The following is a 14,209-nucleotide window of genomic DNA, read 5'->3' as shown; positions in this document are numbered from 1 at the left end:
CCCACTAAGAAAATGCAAGCTCAGCGGCGCCAATTGCGTCGTGTGGCAAACTCGTGACCCGGCCGACACAGGTCGCGGAAACTCGCCCGCCATCGTTCTGTCAGCGGAGGAAGTGACGATGACAAGCGTGAGAATCGATCTCGTCGTGTTCGGCGTGGAAGGAACCACGATCCGGCCGGCGGAAGTTGGAAACGACTGCATGCGCAACGCGCTCGTCGCCGCCAACGTACCGGTGACGCGCGACGCGGTGGTCGAGATGGCTGGAGTCCCCAAGACAGTCGCGATTCGAAGACTCATCGAGAGGTTCATCGGTGCCGACCGCGCGACCGACGAGCGGGTGAGCGAAATCCACGCGGACTTTCTCCACCGCGTCACCGATCAATATCGGCGGGGCGCCGGCGTGGAACCGACGCCGCACTGCGAGGAAACGCTCGTCCGAATGAAGCACGCCGGCGTGCGCGTCGCGCTCGTCGCTCCGTTCGGCAGAGTGGTTCTCGACGCTTTGCTCGAGCGTCTCCGATGGCGCAGCCCGGGTTTGATCGACGCCACCGTGTCCGTGGATGAAGTGGGACGCGGCCGCCCCTTTCCCGATTTCATCATGAGAGCGATGTCGCTCACCGGCGTGCGGCGAACCGACGCGGTCGCGGCGGTCGGCGATACCCCGATCGATCTCGAGATGGGCGCAGCCGCGGACTGTGGACTCGTCGTGGGGTTGATGAACGGATCTCACACGGCGGCGCAACTCCGACACGCCCCGCACACGCACCTGATCTCACACCTCGGCGTGTTGCCGAGGCTCGTCATCGGTCACGGACTGATCCCGGCGTCGCCAAGGGCTGCGGCGACGTCGTCGGCGTAAGCGCTAGCGCGCCAGCTTCTCCCGCAGTGGCCTGAAGCCGACGCGAAGATCCTCGACGAGGAGTTGCGGCTGCTCCCACGCGGCGAAGTGTGTCCCTCGGTCGTGCCGCACGAAGTAGATCATCTTCGAGTAGGCGCGCTCCGCCCAGCTGCGCGGAGCCGCGTAGATCTCGTCCGGAAAAACAGTGACGACGACCGGGATGGCCACGCCCCTCGCATCGAAGAAGCCGCCGGCGGCCGGCAATTGACGTGTGTCCCAGTAGAGCCGGCCGGATGAAATCGCGGTATTCGTCAACCAATAGAGCGAGACATTGTCGAGAATGTCGTCGCGGGTGAGCCCTTCACGCCGCCCGTCGAAGACGCGCACGATGAGATCGTAGCTGCGCGCGTCGTGGTCGATCATCCATGCGGCGAGCCCCACGGGCGAGTCGGCGATCGCGTACAACGTCTGCGGGCGGAGGCCCATCTCGTTGGCGTAGCCCAGCCCCTTCTTGTAGAAGAAGTCGAGCTGGTCGAAGGCGTTCTTCTCCTCCGCCGAAAGACCGGCCGGCGCCGGTCCACCCATCGCGAGCACCTTGGCGATCTCGGGCGGTACCGTGGCCGGCATGTTCGTGGAAATGCCGAGCAACTCCGGCGGCGCTTGAAGAGCCATCGTCTCCGAAACCGCGTTTCCCCAGTCGCCGCCCTGCGCCACGAACTGCTTGTACCCGAGGCGACGCATGAGCGTCGTCCATGCGCGCGCGATGGTGATGGGATTCCACCCCGGCGCGGCCGGCTTGCCTGAGAATCCGTACCCCGGAAGCGACGGAATCACGACGTGGAATGCATCGGCGGCCGTGCCGCCGTGCGCGGTGGGATTGACGAGCGGATCGATGACTTTCATCTGCTCGATGATCGAGCCCGGCCAGCCGTGGGTGATAATGATCGGCATCGCATTCTCGTGCTTCGAGCGCACGTGAATGAAGTGGATGTCGAGGCCGTCGATCGTCGTCATGAATTGCGGCGTGGCGTCGAGCTTCGCCTGGCAATTGTTCCAGTCGTACTCGCTGCTCCAATAGCGAGCGAGCTTCTGGATCGTGGCGAGTTGAACGCCTTGCGACGCGTCGGGGACCGTCTCTCGCTCGGGCCACCTGGTAGCGGCCACGCGGCGGCGCATTTCAGTCACGTCCCCGTCCGGAAACTTGGGATGGAACGGACGGACGTCGTTCGCCTCGCCCTCGCTGCCCGTCTCAACTTCCGCCATCACGTCGGTCATGGCCAATAATCGTCTAGAGAAAGCGGCAAGCCCCAGGGGGCCCGCGGCGATGCCGGCGGCTGCGGCGGTGCAGAAGCGACGGCGATTGAGCCTGCGCATCCGGCAAATCTTCGTCGACCGGTCGTTTCGTCACATTGGACGATCGTGCCGACGAACGCCGCGTGATGCTCGCGGAACGGGCCCGTCAGTCTTCCGAGTGGAGCAGGACGGCGCCGGCTGTCGCCGCGCCGACGACGAGTGCGTCTTCGACGAGTGCAGCCGCGAACGCCGGGATGCGTTCGCTCAGCGCGCGTCGCATTCTATAGGTGAGGTGCGCTCCCGCGAACGCGATCAAGCCGCCGAGGATGGCGGAGCCGGTGCGGCTTCGTCCGGTGCGATTCGCGACGATGGTGCCGATGAGTGCCCCCGCCGCAACACGTCCGACGATCAGCCGCGGAGCAACGCGACTCGGGACGCTCGGGACCTTGTCGTAGATCAACTCCCCGGCCGCGAACAGCCTCGGCGGTCTCCGGCCTGACACGGCGGCAACGCCGGAGAACGTGCGCGCGCCCGACGCTGAGGCGAGAAGCGCCAACGGCAACAATGCTCTTCGTGGTTTCTCAGGCATGACCCGAGAGACAGCAAGGAACCGGCCGAACTGGTGCGCGCGACCTACGGGCGGGGCGAGACGGGCTTGTCTGGACCGTTCTCGCTGTCTTTGTCGGAGCTCGATGCGCCAGCGACCTGACGAACGCCAAAGCCGTCAAGTGATCTAAGGAATGTTGCGCGGCTTGCGGTCGCGCCTCTAACGGTTCGCCCGCGAACTCGTCGTTCTTGCGAGAGGCACTATGCGGAAGCCAATGCGCTCGCAGCTCAGCTTCGCCGGTGTCGAGCCAATCGATGACTGAGGCGTGTTCGGCTAGCTTGAGGCTGAGTCGTTCGAGCGCCTCATCTCGATGGAGAGTCGCATGACCAAGCCAGCCAAGAATACGATTTGCCTCTGGTACGACAAAGACGCCGAAGATGCGGCTCACTTCTACGCCAACACGTTTCCCGATTCGCACGTCGGCGCGGTGCACCGCGCGCCGGGGGACTATCCGTCAGGGAAACAGGGCGACGTGCTGACCGTCGAATTCACCGTGATCGGCATCCCGTGCCTCGGCCTCAACGGCGGGCCCACCTTCAAGCACACTGAAGCGTTCTCGTTTCAGATCGCGACTGACGACCAAGCCGAAACGGATCGCTATTGGAACGCGATCGTCGGCAACGGCGGGGAGGAGAGTGCGTGCGGATGGTGCAAGGACAAATGGGGAGTGTCCTGGCAGATCACGCCGATCGCGCTGACCAAAGCGATCACCGATCCGGACCGCGCCGCCGCCAAGCGCGCGTTCGACGCGATGATGCCGATGACCAAGATCGACATCGCCACCATCGAAGCGGCACGCCGCGGCTGACCATGCGTCTTGGACGCGTGCTCTTCCTGATACTGGTTCCTCTTGCGTCCGCGATCGGGCAAGGGAACACCGGTGCGGTGAATGGAGTCGCCAAGTCCACGGAAGACGGCGCGCCGATATCGTTCGCTCTCGTTCGCCTGCTCCCGGTCGATTCGGCGAGCGGCGGCGGACAGCAGGGCATCACGAGCGCGCAGGGGCGATTTCAATTCTCGTCGGTCAAGCCCGGCGCGTATCGGCTTCAGCTCCTGCGCATCGGATTTCGGCCCGTGACGTCGCCGACTCTCGAGGTGCGGCCGGGCGAGACGACCGAGCACGAGCTTCGCGGCTCGATGGTCGGTCTTCCTCTGCCAACCGTCATGGTATACGCCGACGGGACGTGCTTGAGCGGCGAGCGCGTCGCGCACGATCCGTACCTGTCGGCGCTGTGGAACGACGTGAGGCAGGGTGTCGAGATTCGCCGCTCGTTCGATCAGCGATATCGATACAAGCGAGAGCTCGCGCAGACGAGCGAGACGCTCGTGCCGTCCCGGCCGGCGATGCGACGCCAGCGGGCGGACACCACGACCAACGAACCCGACTCGGCGCTCGTTCGCGAAGAACGCGTGCGCGCACAGCGCGCCAAAGAAGGCTTCGGAAAGGGGAACAGCTTCACGCTGCCGGACGAGCGCGAGCTGCTCGACGACTCATTCCTCGGCACGCACTGCATCGTGCCGAACGTTCTCGGCGAGAATGGCTCGACCGGGGTGCAGTTTCGACAGGGCTCACGTGGCGAGGGCGGCTTCGGCCTTCAAGGCACGATCTGGGTGGATGCGACGACTCGCCTCATGCAACGGTTGGAGCTCGAGCATCTCGACCGCGACAAACCGATCAGCCAAGTCACGGTTCGCTATGCGGACATTGCGATAGCGGGGACACCTCTGCGTCTCCCGACCAGCGGCTCGTTTTCCGCCCAGTTGGCGAACGCGCCGCGCGGAACGACCGCGATCGGAACGCTAGCGTTCAACTATTGGGGGTTCGAGGACGTTCGACCGAGGTAACGACCCTCGCGCATTCGTCCGCGCACTGCTGCCGCCGTTGAGGACCTGAGCCTTCTCGGGATAGTTTCTTTCCACCCACCCTCAGGACAATTGATCATGAGCGACGAGAGACTCCGCGGTGTTGTCGCGGCAGGGCTGGTGATCGGCGCGCTGTTGGGAATGGCCGGCACGTTCGCCCCCTCTCCCGAGCTCCGCGCGCTCGCGTGGGGCGCCGATGGCACGGCCCTCGTTCTCGCCGGCGCGCTGCTCGTCGTCCATCACCTTCGCGAAGGCCACGAGCTGTTGGCGGCTGGCTTCCTCGTCTTCGTGGCCGGCGAGACGCTCATCGTCTCCGCGTCGGGAATGGACCTCGCGGCGAGCGCACCACTGTTCGCCGCTGGTGCAGCGCTGTGGGCGGCCGGTCTCGCGTTGGTCAGCGCGTCGCCGCTGTTACCGGCGTTCGTGAGAGGCACAGGCGCGATCGCGGCGGTTCTCTTCGCCGTCACGGCGGTGCGAATATTTCTCGGAGCGCCGCTGAATCCGCTGTCGTCGCCGCTGCCGTTCGACGCGTACCCGTTTCTGGCGCTCACGCTCCTCGGGTGGGCCCGGTCGCACCTCAGGAGACCGGCGCGACGTGCCGCGTCGGAGGGCGAGCTCCAAATCTGATGTACTGACTCGCAAAGCTGTTCATGTAACAAGAGGCGGACGGGTTTCGTCGTGCTGAGGCGGCGGTCGATTTTGGGAACAGCCGTCCCTGAATCGGTCAGATTCGGGAGACAGGCGAAATAGGCGAGAAATGACAACCCATTGGCATGGGCTCGCGATGCTCGCCGTCGCGACCACAGTCCCGTATTACCGGGCCGAGCGGCCACGCCTACAGCGAACCGCAATTTGGGTCGACGTCGTCAAGCGCGGATGGATGTTGGGCGACGCGCTCAACGTCGCGCGGCCTGTCGGAATCAATTCAGACGACACCGTCGGACTGTTCCGGAACGTCCCCAATTCTGGAGTGGCGGAGCGCATTACCGTGGCGGTTCGGGCGAGCTTCGAACGACAGGTTGGAGATTCAGAGCGGCGCGAAGCTCGGCGACAGCCTGATCGTGTCCGACGTGTCCCAGTTCGACGCCGTGAATCGTATACGTCTCGAATGAGGCGAAGCATCGCGGTCGTTCATCACAATTCACACCAGGGGCCTTTCAACTAGCGTTGGGTTGACGTAGCCTCCTTCGATGATGCGCCTCGTGTTGAGTCTCAACAGCCTCCTGTTCGATCACGATCGCGGAACCGATCGTGTCGCGGCGGCTCTCCTCGTCGTCGCCGCACTCGCCGGGATTTCGCGGAGCGGGGAAGGCTTCGTCACGTGTTTGGGGATGGCCATCCTCATGTTGACGGCCCGCGCACGCCGTCGAATCTGACGGATCTCGCGCCGACGCACGGCCACGTGGCGGCGTAGTGTGAGAGGAGGTAAAATCGAATCTCCTCGACCGAGACCCGCCTCCTGTCCGACGAGCCACTCTACGACGTCATAGGGCAAGGCTACACTCGACAGCGGCGCCCTGATCCGCGGATCGCTGCCGCGATCGAGACCGCACTTGGCGACGCGGGCTCCGTACTGAACGTCGGGGCGGGCGCAGGGTCGTACGAGCCGCGCAGCCGGCGGGTCGTGGCGGTCGAGCCGTCGCGCGTGATGATCGCGCAACGGGACAGTGAGTCAGCGCCGGTGGTACTCGGACGCGCCGAGCGATTGCCGTTCGCCGACGCGTCGTTCGACGCCGTGCTCGGCGTGCTCACGTTGCATCACTGGTCCGACCAGATGGCCGGTCTCCGCGAATGCACTCGTGTGGCCCGTTCCCGAGTCGTGTTGCTCACGTGGGACCCGGAGCCGGGCGGGTTTTGGCTGACGCAGCACTACCTGCCGCTCTTCATGGCGCTCGACCGCGAACAGTTTCTATCGATGGACGCGTTCGCCGGCGCTTTCGGGCCGGGCGCGCGCGTCGAAAGCATTCCGGTGCCGATTCCGCGGGATTGCGTCGACGGATTCTTGGGCGCGTTCTGGGCGCGGCCGGAGGCGTACCTCGATCCGAACGTTCGGGACGGGATATCGTCGTTCGCCCGGATCGATACCTCGGCGGGGCTGGCGAAACTACGCGCGGATCTGGCGGATGGAACTTGGCGCGCGCGATTTGGGCGAGTGCTCGAGTTGGATGCGCTCGACATTGGGTATCGGATCGTTACCGCGGAGCTGTGAGGGCGCCGAACGGCGTCCACTCATTCTTCGCGCAAGGCGCTCAGTGGGTCGATCAGCGTTGCGCGGCGGGCGGGGATGAGGACGGCGGCGATGGCGCTCAGGAACAGCACGGCGACGGCTGCCGCTACGGAGAGTGGATCGCCCGAGATATCGTTGAGGTGGTGCTCGAGGATCCGTACGGCGCCGAGCGACAGCGGTAAGCCGATCGCTGCGCCGATCGCGACGGGACGCAGCCCGTCGAGCATCACCAAGCGCGCGACGTCGGCTCGACGCGCGCCGAGTGCGATGCGGACGCCGATCTCGCTCGTACGGCGCGCGATGGTGTAGGTCGTGACGCCGAAAAGTCCGATCGCTGCCAAGAGCAGCGCCAGCGCGCCGAGGCCCGTCGCGAGGCGCGCGACGAGGCGCTCGTCGCGAATCGTGAAGCGGATCAGCTGACTCACCGGCTCGAGGTCGTCGATCGGCATGAGGCGATCGGCCTCGACGATCGCGCGGCGCACCTGCTGCGTTAGCGCCGACGGGTCGACCGTGGTGCGCACGAGAAGCCGCAGACGCTTCGGCTGCGAGAACTTGGTCGTGCCGCTCTGGTGCAGATACGGGATATAGATGCGTCGCGCGGCGCCGTTGGCACTCGACGTATCGAGCGATTGGCCACGGACGTCGGCCATGACGCCGACAATCGCTACCACGCTCGAGTCGTCGAAGCGCACGAGCTGACCGACGGCACCGGTGCCTCGAAAATAGAATTGCGCGAACGACGCGTTGACGAGCGCGGTATGCGGCGCGATGCCTTCGTCGCTCGCGTCGAGGTCGCGTCCCGCGACGAGATGCGCGCCGAGCGACGCGGCGTACCCGGCACCCGCCTCGTCGGCGGCGGTGCTCGAGTCCTTCGACGCCTGCGGTACGAAGCCGGCGACATGGATATCAGTGTGCCATTCGGTACCGCTGAAGATGCCGTTCTGCGAGTACGACACGGCGGCCACGCCGGGAATCGAAGCAACCCGATCGCGAATCGCGTGCACGACGTTGGCGAGTCGCGCGTCCGCGTATCCCGGAGTCGCCACGTCGAGCTCGGCCTCGATCAGATGATCGCGATCGAAGCCGAGCGGAACGGACTCCGTACGACGCAGACTGCGCGTGAGTATCGACGCGCCCACGAGAAGCACAAGCGACAGCGCGACTTGTCCGCTGATCAGCAGCGCGCCGAAGCGCGCCCCCCGGGTGACGGTGCGCGCGGTCGTGCGCAGCGTCGCCGCGAGATCGACGCGCGACGCGCGGAGGGCTGGCACGAGGCCGAAGACAACCACGGACACCGTCGAGAGGCCGAACGTGAACGCCAGCAGGCCGGGGGTGAGACCGAGCGACACGCTGATCGAGTCACCCTCGCTTGCCATCGTCACCAACGCCCGGCCTCCCCACCATGCGACGAGGAGCGCGGCGGCGCCGCTGAAGAGCGAAAGAAGGAGGCTTTCCGTCAGCAGCTGTCGCACGATGCGCGCTCGGCTGGCGCCCAGGGCGAGACGCAACGACATCTCGCGACGGCGAGCGACGCCTCGCGCGAGCAACAGGTTCGCGACGTTCACGCAGACGATGCCGAGGAGGAGCGCAACACCGAGCATCAGCGCGACGAGCGGATTTCCGAAGGTGTCGCGGATGCTCGAGAGCCCCCGCGCGCCCGGCGCGAACGCGATCGTGAAGCCCCGCTCCTTGATCTCGGCAAGCTCGTCCGGTTTTGAGGTCGCGCGAATGGCCGCTTCGACCAGCGGCGTCGTCTGGGCACGCGCCTGTTCGAGCGTAAGGCCCGGCTTCAGTCGACCGATGAGGAGCAACCACATCATGCGTCGGTCGTCGAGCATCGCGGTGTTCGGGTGCAGACGGTCGCGGAGCGCAACGGGCAACCACACGTCCGTCTTTGCGCCGACGATCTCTCCGCTGAACCCGGCCTGCGCGACGCCGGTGATCGTCAGGCGAATGCCGTTCATCCGGACGTCGCGTCCGACGATGGACGCATCCTGGTGAAAGCGCCGCGTCCAGTACTCGTAGCTGATCGTCGCTTCCGCTGGCGCGCCCGGCTCGTCGGCCGAGGTGTTGAAGGTGCGCCCTGCCGCGGCGCGTACGCCGAGCACGGAGAAGTAGTTGCCGGACACGAGACGTCCGTGCGGATGCTCGACGCTCGCTTGCACGTCGTCGATATACGCGTCCACACGCTCCGCGTCGCCAACGGCGGCGAGTCCATCGAATGCGGTCGCCCGGTTCCGCACGTCCATGTACAGCGGATACGAGTACAGATTGCCGTCTGGCGTGCCATGTCCGCGCGAGTCGACGTAGTGCGGGTCGCCGACGATGATGAGGCGGCCGGCGTTGGCCACGGGTAGCGTCCGAACGAGCACTGCTTCGATGAGTGAGTAGATCGCGGCATTCGCGCCGATGCCGAGCGCGAGGCCGCCGATCACGAGTCCAGTGAGAAGCGCGTTGCGCCTGAGGGTGCGCATGCCGTAGACGACGTCCTGCCTGATCTCGGCGGCGATGCTCGCTCGATGAGCGGCGGTTTCGCGCGCTTCGTCGAGCACGAGCATCTCGCCGCGCGGGCCGCGCACGTCGCCGAACTGTGTGAGCGCCGTCTCGCGCGCCCGATCCGGAGGCATGCCGCCGGCGACGAGCGCGTCGATGCGCGATTGGAGATGGAACAGAATTTCGTCATCCACTTCGCGGGCGAGCCGGGAACGGCTGAACGGAATCCGGAATACGCGGCGCATGCTCTGTTCCCTCTGTGTTAGAGGGGAGTGTAGGGTGCGATACGAGAGGGCGCAAGGGTTCGGGGACAGCCCGGCGGCGGGTCCTCGCTCGGGGTCACGGGATCGGTTTCCGGCTAGCTTAGGGCGATCGGTCGGCTACTGAGGAGCGTATGCGCAAGCAATACTACTTCCGCAAATCTCCAACAGGCTTGCTGGCGTGGGATGTCGACCGGCTCGTGCTGCTCGCGCGGGCGCTTCACGTTCGACCGGTGCCGCTCTCGCAAATCCGGGAGCTGGACGAATCGATCCACGGCGACAACGAGCCGGTGACGTGGCGTTCGCTCGTCGAGCACCTCGAGCTGGTCAACGCCGCCGACCTCTCGTACCCGATCATTCTCGCCGCCGACGGCTGTGTGATGGACGGGCGGCATCGTGTGACCAAGGCGCTGCTCCAGGGGCGTTCGACGATCGATGCCGTGCAGTTCGCCGAAGATCCGCCCCCCGACTACGTTGGAAAGCAACCCGATGAGCTCGAGTACTGAGGAGAGCCCCTCACACGAACCGCTTCGGCGCGGCGACAGTGGTCAAATGGCTGACACATTCGCCGACGATCGGACTGTTCGAGTTCCCGAAACGCTGGTTCGTCGGCTCTGGCTTGCCTTCGCCGTTGGCGTTTTCTCGCTCGTGCTGACGACGATTCAAGGAATCCTCCGTGAGGGGTACGACGGATGGCAGCAGGCCGTGAGCGCGCTGAGCCTCGGTCCGGGTGGATGGATCCAGATGCTGAACCTGATCGTGTTCGGCGTGGTCGTGCTGACCACCGTTCCCGTATGGCGCCGAATTCTCATTGGGGGGAAGGGGAGCACGGCGTATCCGGTCTTCACCACGCTGCTCGGGTTCAGCTTCGTCGTGGTGGGCATCGTTCCGCAGGATCCCGCACCAGGGTACGACCCCGCCGGCTTGGCGCTCACCGCGCCGACGCCACACGGACTCGTTCACATCGCCGTCGCCGGCGTCGCGGCTCTCTCGTCCGTCGTCTGCTTGGTGGTGATGGCGACTCGTCTTGCCCGTGATCCGGCGTGGAGTGGCTGGTCCGCGTATTCGTTGGCGGCCGCCGTCGCGGTGATCGGTTGTGTGACCGTGTATGGCGTTTGGAGCACGAAGTCGAGCGGCTTCGCGGGGACGTTCGAACGCGGGGCGTTCGTCGTGCCGTTGCTCTGGTTGTACGCGCTGCTTCGCCGTCTGGATCGCGGCGCGCCGTTCTCTATCACGACTCTCCCGCCCGAAAGCCTCAATGGCCAACTCTGACTCTCGCGTCACCATCCACATGGCGGCGAGCCTCGACGGGTTCATCGCTCGAAAGGATGGGAGCGTCGACTGGCTCGAGACGTCGGATGAATTCGCTGACGGCGCCACCATGGAGCCGGGATTCGTCGAAGCGTTCCTCAAGACGATCGATTGCTACGTGATGGGGTCGCGCACGTACGAGACGGCCCTGAATTTCGAAGCCAAGGGATTCGGGTGGTCGTACGGCGACAAACCGACGTTCGTCCTGACCCGTCGCGAGCTGCGCAAGGTTCGTGAGACCGTGCAGTTCTACTCGGGAGATCTCGCGCAGCTCGTGACCGAGCGATTGCGGCCCGAGTTTCGGTCCATCTGGTTCGTCGGCGGCGGGCTCGTTGCCGGAGAATGCCTTCGTCGCGGTCTGGCCGACGAAGTGCTCTATTCGATTCTGCCGGTCTTGATCGGCGACGGAGTTTCGTTCTTCGAGAAGCTCGACCGCGACGTCGCCCTGCACCTCGCCGACCTGAAAGCGTACAAGAACGGCATGGTCGAGCTGCGCTACGAAGTTCGATAACCCCGGTTACCGCGTCTCAGCCAATGGGCCACTCTGGAGGTAGACGTGGCGCACTTCGGGGTGTTCGCCCCGAATTCGTTGCTCGATGAGCGCTACGCGCTGGGCGACCTCGTCGGCATCGAGCGCATGATCGAACTGCACCCACATTGCCACGACGACGTCGTCCGGACCGAAATGCAAGGAGCTTGGGCTCGTCGCCTTCACGACGCCCGGCACGTTGGTCGCGATCGAGCAGACATCGGCCAGCACGCGCGGGCCGGCGGCTTCGCCGATCAACAATCCGTGGGTTTCGACCAACAACACGAACGCGATCGCGCCGAGCAGCACGCCGATGGCGATCGCCGCCACGGCGTCAATGCGCGGCATGTTCAGGGCATGGCTCAACGCGAGCCCGAGGAACGCGATGACCAAGCCGACCAAGTCGGCAAAATCCTCGAGGACGATGCTGAAGAGCGCCGGGTTCTTGCTCTCGTGGATCACCGTCCAAGTGCTTCTGCCGCGCGCGTCCTGTCGCAACTGTTTGTAGGCGACGGCGAACGAGGTCGCGTCGAAGATCGCCGACGCGCCGAGGACGAGATATCCCCACCCGGGATGTCCGAGACTGCTCGGGTTCAGCCATTGGCGCACGCCTTGTGCGACGGTGAGCGCGGACCCGAACGAAAAGAAGAGCAGAGCGACCACGAAGCTCCAGAAGTATGCTTCTCGCCCGTGACCGAACGGGTGCTTCTCATCCGGCGGCCTCGCGGCGCGACGTCTGCCGAACAGGAGCAGCAGACCGTCGCACGCGTCGATGAGGGAATGGACGGCCTCAGCCAGGATCGCCGAGCTACCGGCGACGGCGCCCGCGGCGAATTTGGTGGCGGCAACCGCCGCGTTCGCCCCGACGGCGACGTAGATCGCTCTTGGAGAAGAGTCGGACATCTCCGAGGCACCGCGATCACGTTCCGTGCCCCGGTATAGACGAAAATGTAGGACGCCGCCGAGAGTGGTTCCGCGCGCGACAGTAGGGCGCGACGGTGGCCAAGCGAAAGCGTCGCACGCATCGCTGGCCCCTCGACAAGCGCTCCCCGCCGAGCGTTAGTTTGAAGGAGCGCTCTTCGAGGGGCCGATGCTTCGCCAACGACTTCGCGGAATCCTTCGCACCACGATCGTCACCGCTATTCCCTGGACGACCTTGGGGTTTCTGATCGGAATGGTGTTTCGATTCAACCTCATTCCCCACGTCTACATCACTCTGGGACGTCCCGTGCCGGGCGGGCTCGTCGGAGCGCTCACCCTCGCCGGCGCGATCATCGGCGTCATCAACGGGCTCAGCCTGTCGGGCCTCGTTCTCGCGACCGAAAGAAACAAGAAGATCGAGGAGCTTCGCTCCTGGCGCTTCGGCGTGTGGGGCGGCATCGCGACCGCGGGCACACTCGGCTTCGTCTTTCAAAGTTCGCTCGTGGCGGCCGTCGGCGGAGTACTTGGATTTGGCGCCGGCGTGGCGGCACTCGCTATCGCGCGGCGCGCGATCTCACCGAACGACGCGGACGCGCTCCCCAACGCGCAGGACGCGCGCATGGTCATTCGATAGCGGCGCGCTCCGGTGGCCGAGTATCAGCGAAGACCGGCGGGCTCCGACGTCCTCCCGCCGCGAATCGCCGGCGATTCGCCGGCGGCGCGCTCGCCTGAGGGGCAGCTCGGTCTCCTCCACGGGTACTTCACGATCCAAGCGTATGGGGGCCTCTTCGTGAACGTGTACCGGCACCTTCGGCGGGAGGCGGACGCGCTCGACGAGAGCGGCGTCTACGCACTCGACTAGTAGGCCGAGAATTTGCTGCCTCGCCGCGAGGCGGTTCACTCCACGTTCTCTCGGCGGAGGCCAACATGAAAATCGGAATCATCGGCGCCGGCCACATCGGCGGCACACTCGCGCGTCGCCTGAGCGCGCTTGGGCACGAGGTCTCGATCGCAAACTCACGAGGGCCAGAAACGCTCGCCGCGCTGGAGTCACAGTCGGGCGCGAAGGCAGTCACCCTCCTCGAGGCCGCGCGCGGAAAGGATCTCGTGATCGTCGCCATTCCGGAGAAGAGCGTCCGCGATCTGCCGAAAGACTTGTTCGCGCAAGCGGATCGCACGGTCGTCGTCGACACGGGCAACTATTATCCGCAACGCGACGGACGGATATCGGGGATCGAAGAGGGAACGCCGGAAAGCCTGTGGGTCTCGCAGCAGCTCGGCCGGCCTGTGGTGAAGGCGTTCAACACGATGTATGCGAAAAATATTCTGGAGCGCGGCCGGGCCGCCGATCAGTCCGGCCGTCTCGCGCTGCCTGTGGCCGGTGACGATCCCGAGGCGAAGGCGCTCGTGCTCCGCTTGATTGATGAGCTGGGATTCGACGGGGTCGACACGGGCAAGCTGGCCGATTCGTGGCGGCAACAGCCAGGGACACCGGTGTACGGCGCGGAGATGAACTCGGAGCGGGCGCAGGCGGCACTTGGGTCGGCGAGACGAGAGAGACCGGCGGAGTTTCGGGCGGCGTCTACGGCGTAGATGATTGCCTAGGAGCGATGACGTCCTAACAGCGCTGACGTCCTAACGGCGCTGACGTCCTAGCAGCGCTGAGGTCCTAACGGCGCTGACGCCCTAACGGCGCTGACGCCCTAACGGCGCTGACGTCCTAACGGCGCTGACGTCCTAACGGCGCTGACGTCCTAACGGCGTGACGACGGGAGCTTCGCAGCTGATGACGGCGCAACTCCCGAAGGGCGCCGACTTCCGAAGGACGCGAACTTCCGAGCGGCGCGAAGTGCGCGCACTCCCAAAA

The 14,209-nt window shown here is 65.5% G+C and carries 16 protein-coding genes; 12 read left to right on the top strand and 4 right to left on the bottom strand.

The features are described 5' to 3' along the window. Positions 1 to 118 precede the first annotated feature (118 nt). On the top strand, positions 119 to 859 hold the full coding sequence (locus tag VGQ44_15355; protein ID HEV8448206.1) for an HAD hydrolase-like protein: 741 nt from the start codon (positions 119 to 121) through the stop codon (positions 857 to 859). Positions 860 to 862: 3 nt separating this feature from the next. On the opposite strand, the gene VGQ44_15350 is transcribed toward VGQ44_15355, so the two are convergent. Next, the gene (locus VGQ44_15350) at positions 863 to 2,113 is read right to left on the bottom strand and encodes an epoxide hydrolase (protein ID HEV8448205.1); all 1,251 of its coding nucleotides are present in this window, start codon (positions 2,111 to 2,113) and stop codon (positions 863 to 865) included. A 184-nt stretch (positions 2,114 to 2,297) separates the two neighbouring features. Beyond that, complete coding sequence (locus VGQ44_15345; GenBank protein HEV8448204.1) at positions 2,298 to 2,720, bottom strand: hypothetical protein; 423 nt, start codon at positions 2,718 to 2,720, stop codon at positions 2,298 to 2,300. A 340-nt stretch (positions 2,721 to 3,060) separates the two neighbouring features. Between VGQ44_15345 and VGQ44_15340 the strand changes: the two genes are divergently transcribed. From VGQ44_15340 to VGQ44_15320, 5 genes are all read left to right on the top strand, one after another. Further along, positions 3,061 to 3,546: a VOC family protein gene (locus tag VGQ44_15340; protein HEV8448203.1), complete on the top strand. Its 486-nt coding sequence runs from the start codon at positions 3,061 to 3,063 to the stop codon at positions 3,544 to 3,546. Between the two features lie 2 nt (positions 3,547 to 3,548). After that, positions 3,549 to 4,583 (top strand): carboxypeptidase-like regulatory domain-containing protein, encoded by a 1,035-nt coding sequence (locus VGQ44_15335; GenBank protein HEV8448202.1) that lies wholly within the window; start codon positions 3,549 to 3,551, stop codon positions 4,581 to 4,583. A 96-nt stretch (positions 4,584 to 4,679) separates the two neighbouring features. Continuing rightward, positions 4,680 to 5,228, top strand: a complete 549-nt coding sequence (locus VGQ44_15330) for a hypothetical protein (GenBank protein ID HEV8448201.1) — start codon at positions 4,680 to 4,682, stop codon at positions 5,226 to 5,228. A gap of 563 nt (positions 5,229 to 5,791) precedes the next feature. Beyond that, a complete protein-coding gene (locus VGQ44_15325; GenBank protein ID HEV8448200.1) occupies positions 5,792 to 5,977 on the top strand; it encodes a hypothetical protein in 186 nt (61 codons plus the stop codon). A 59-nt stretch (positions 5,978 to 6,036) separates the two neighbouring features. Further along, positions 6,037 to 6,810 carry a class I SAM-dependent methyltransferase gene (locus VGQ44_15320; protein HEV8448199.1) on the top strand — a complete coding sequence of 258 codons (774 nt, stop codon included), beginning with the start codon at positions 6,037 to 6,039 and terminating at the stop codon, positions 6,808 to 6,810. Between the two features lie 20 nt (positions 6,811 to 6,830). Here the strand turns inward: VGQ44_15320 and VGQ44_15315 are convergent, their stop codons facing one another. Then, positions 6,831 to 9,566 carry an ABC transporter permease gene (locus VGQ44_15315; GenBank protein HEV8448198.1) on the bottom strand — a complete coding sequence of 912 codons (2,736 nt, stop codon included), beginning with the start codon at positions 9,564 to 9,566 and terminating at the stop codon, positions 6,831 to 6,833. A 149-nt stretch (positions 9,567 to 9,715) separates the two neighbouring features. On the opposite strand from VGQ44_15315, the gene VGQ44_15310 reads away from it, so the two are divergent. From VGQ44_15310 to VGQ44_15300, 3 genes are read left to right on the top strand one after another with little or no spacing between them, the layout of a single operon-like run. Beyond that, on the top strand, positions 9,716 to 10,087 hold the full coding sequence (locus tag VGQ44_15310) for a hypothetical protein (protein ID HEV8448197.1): 372 nt from the start codon (positions 9,716 to 9,718) through the stop codon (positions 10,085 to 10,087). 46 nt (positions 10,088 to 10,133) lie between these two features. Beyond that, on the top strand, positions 10,134 to 10,853 hold the full coding sequence (locus VGQ44_15305) for a DUF998 domain-containing protein (GenBank protein ID HEV8448196.1): 720 nt from the start codon (positions 10,134 to 10,136) through the stop codon (positions 10,851 to 10,853). Next, positions 10,840 to 11,403: a dihydrofolate reductase family protein gene (locus VGQ44_15300; GenBank protein HEV8448195.1), complete on the top strand. Its 564-nt coding sequence runs from the start codon at positions 10,840 to 10,842 to the stop codon at positions 11,401 to 11,403. The genes VGQ44_15305 and VGQ44_15300 overlap by 14 nt, the downstream gene beginning before the upstream one ends. Positions 11,404 to 11,409: 6 nt before the next feature. Here VGQ44_15300 and VGQ44_15295 read toward each other — a convergent pair whose 3' ends face one another. Then, the gene (locus VGQ44_15295; protein ID HEV8448194.1) at positions 11,410 to 12,324 is read right to left on the bottom strand and encodes a cation diffusion facilitator family transporter; all 915 of its coding nucleotides are present in this window, start codon (positions 12,322 to 12,324) and stop codon (positions 11,410 to 11,412) included. 187 nt (positions 12,325 to 12,511) lie between these two features. Between VGQ44_15295 and VGQ44_15290 the strand changes: the two genes are divergently transcribed. From VGQ44_15290 to VGQ44_15280, 3 genes are all read left to right on the top strand, one after another. After that, positions 12,512 to 12,976, top strand: a complete 465-nt coding sequence (locus VGQ44_15290) for a hypothetical protein (protein ID HEV8448193.1) — start codon at positions 12,512 to 12,514, stop codon at positions 12,974 to 12,976. A 12-nt stretch (positions 12,977 to 12,988) separates the two neighbouring features. Further along, complete coding sequence (locus VGQ44_15285; protein ID HEV8448192.1) at positions 12,989 to 13,204, top strand: hypothetical protein; 216 nt, start codon at positions 12,989 to 12,991, stop codon at positions 13,202 to 13,204. A gap of 65 nt (positions 13,205 to 13,269) precedes the next feature. Continuing rightward, the gene (locus tag VGQ44_15280) at positions 13,270 to 13,935 is read left to right on the top strand and encodes an NAD(P)-binding domain-containing protein (protein HEV8448191.1); all 666 of its coding nucleotides are present in this window, start codon (positions 13,270 to 13,272) and stop codon (positions 13,933 to 13,935) included. The last annotated feature ends 274 nt before the right edge of the window (positions 13,936 to 14,209 follow it).

The sequence above is a fragment of the Gemmatimonadaceae bacterium genome (genome assembly GCA_036003045.1).
Classification (GTDB): Bacteria; Gemmatimonadota; Gemmatimonadetes; order Gemmatimonadales; family Gemmatimonadaceae; genus JAQBQB01.
Note: the sequence above shows the minus strand (reverse complement) of the source record. Positions and strands in the feature narration are given on the sequence as shown.

Excerpts from the sequence above, each read along its gene's own strand:
- VGQ44_15280 (HEV8448191.1), top strand. The coding sequence starts at position 13,270 with ATGAAAATCGGAATCATCGGCGCCGGCCACATCGGCGGCACACTCGCG.
- VGQ44_15325 (HEV8448200.1), top strand. The coding sequence starts at position 5,792 with ATGATGCGCCTCGTGTTGAGTCTCAACAGCCTCCTGTTCGATCACGAT.
- VGQ44_15290 (HEV8448193.1), top strand. The coding sequence starts at position 12,512 with ATGCTTCGCCAACGACTTCGCGGAATCCTTCGCACCACGATCGTCACC.
- VGQ44_15315 (HEV8448198.1), bottom strand. The coding sequence starts at position 9,566 with ATGCGCCGCGTATTCCGGATTCCGTTCAGCCGTTCCCGGCTCGCCCGC.
- VGQ44_15310 (HEV8448197.1), top strand. The coding sequence starts at position 9,716 with ATGCGCAAGCAATACTACTTCCGCAAATCTCCAACAGGCTTGCTGGCG.
- VGQ44_15305 (HEV8448196.1), top strand. The coding sequence starts at position 10,134 with ATGGCTGACACATTCGCCGACGATCGGACTGTTCGAGTTCCCGAAACG.
- VGQ44_15330 (HEV8448201.1), top strand. The coding sequence starts at position 4,680 with ATGAGCGACGAGAGACTCCGCGGTGTTGTCGCGGCAGGGCTGGTGATC.
- VGQ44_15345 (HEV8448204.1), bottom strand. The coding sequence starts at position 2,720 with ATGCCTGAGAAACCACGAAGAGCATTGTTGCCGTTGGCGCTTCTCGCC.
- VGQ44_15295 (HEV8448194.1), bottom strand. The coding sequence starts at position 12,324 with ATGTCCGACTCTTCTCCAAGAGCGATCTACGTCGCCGTCGGGGCGAAC.
- VGQ44_15355 (HEV8448206.1), top strand. The coding sequence starts at position 119 with ATGACAAGCGTGAGAATCGATCTCGTCGTGTTCGGCGTGGAAGGAACC.
- VGQ44_15335 (HEV8448202.1), top strand. The coding sequence starts at position 3,549 with ATGCGTCTTGGACGCGTGCTCTTCCTGATACTGGTTCCTCTTGCGTCC.
- VGQ44_15340 (HEV8448203.1), top strand. The coding sequence starts at position 3,061 with ATGACCAAGCCAGCCAAGAATACGATTTGCCTCTGGTACGACAAAGAC.
- VGQ44_15350 (HEV8448205.1), bottom strand. The coding sequence starts at position 2,113 with ATGACCGACGTGATGGCGGAAGTTGAGACGGGCAGCGAGGGCGAGGCG.
- VGQ44_15300 (HEV8448195.1), top strand. The coding sequence starts at position 10,840 with ATGGCCAACTCTGACTCTCGCGTCACCATCCACATGGCGGCGAGCCTC.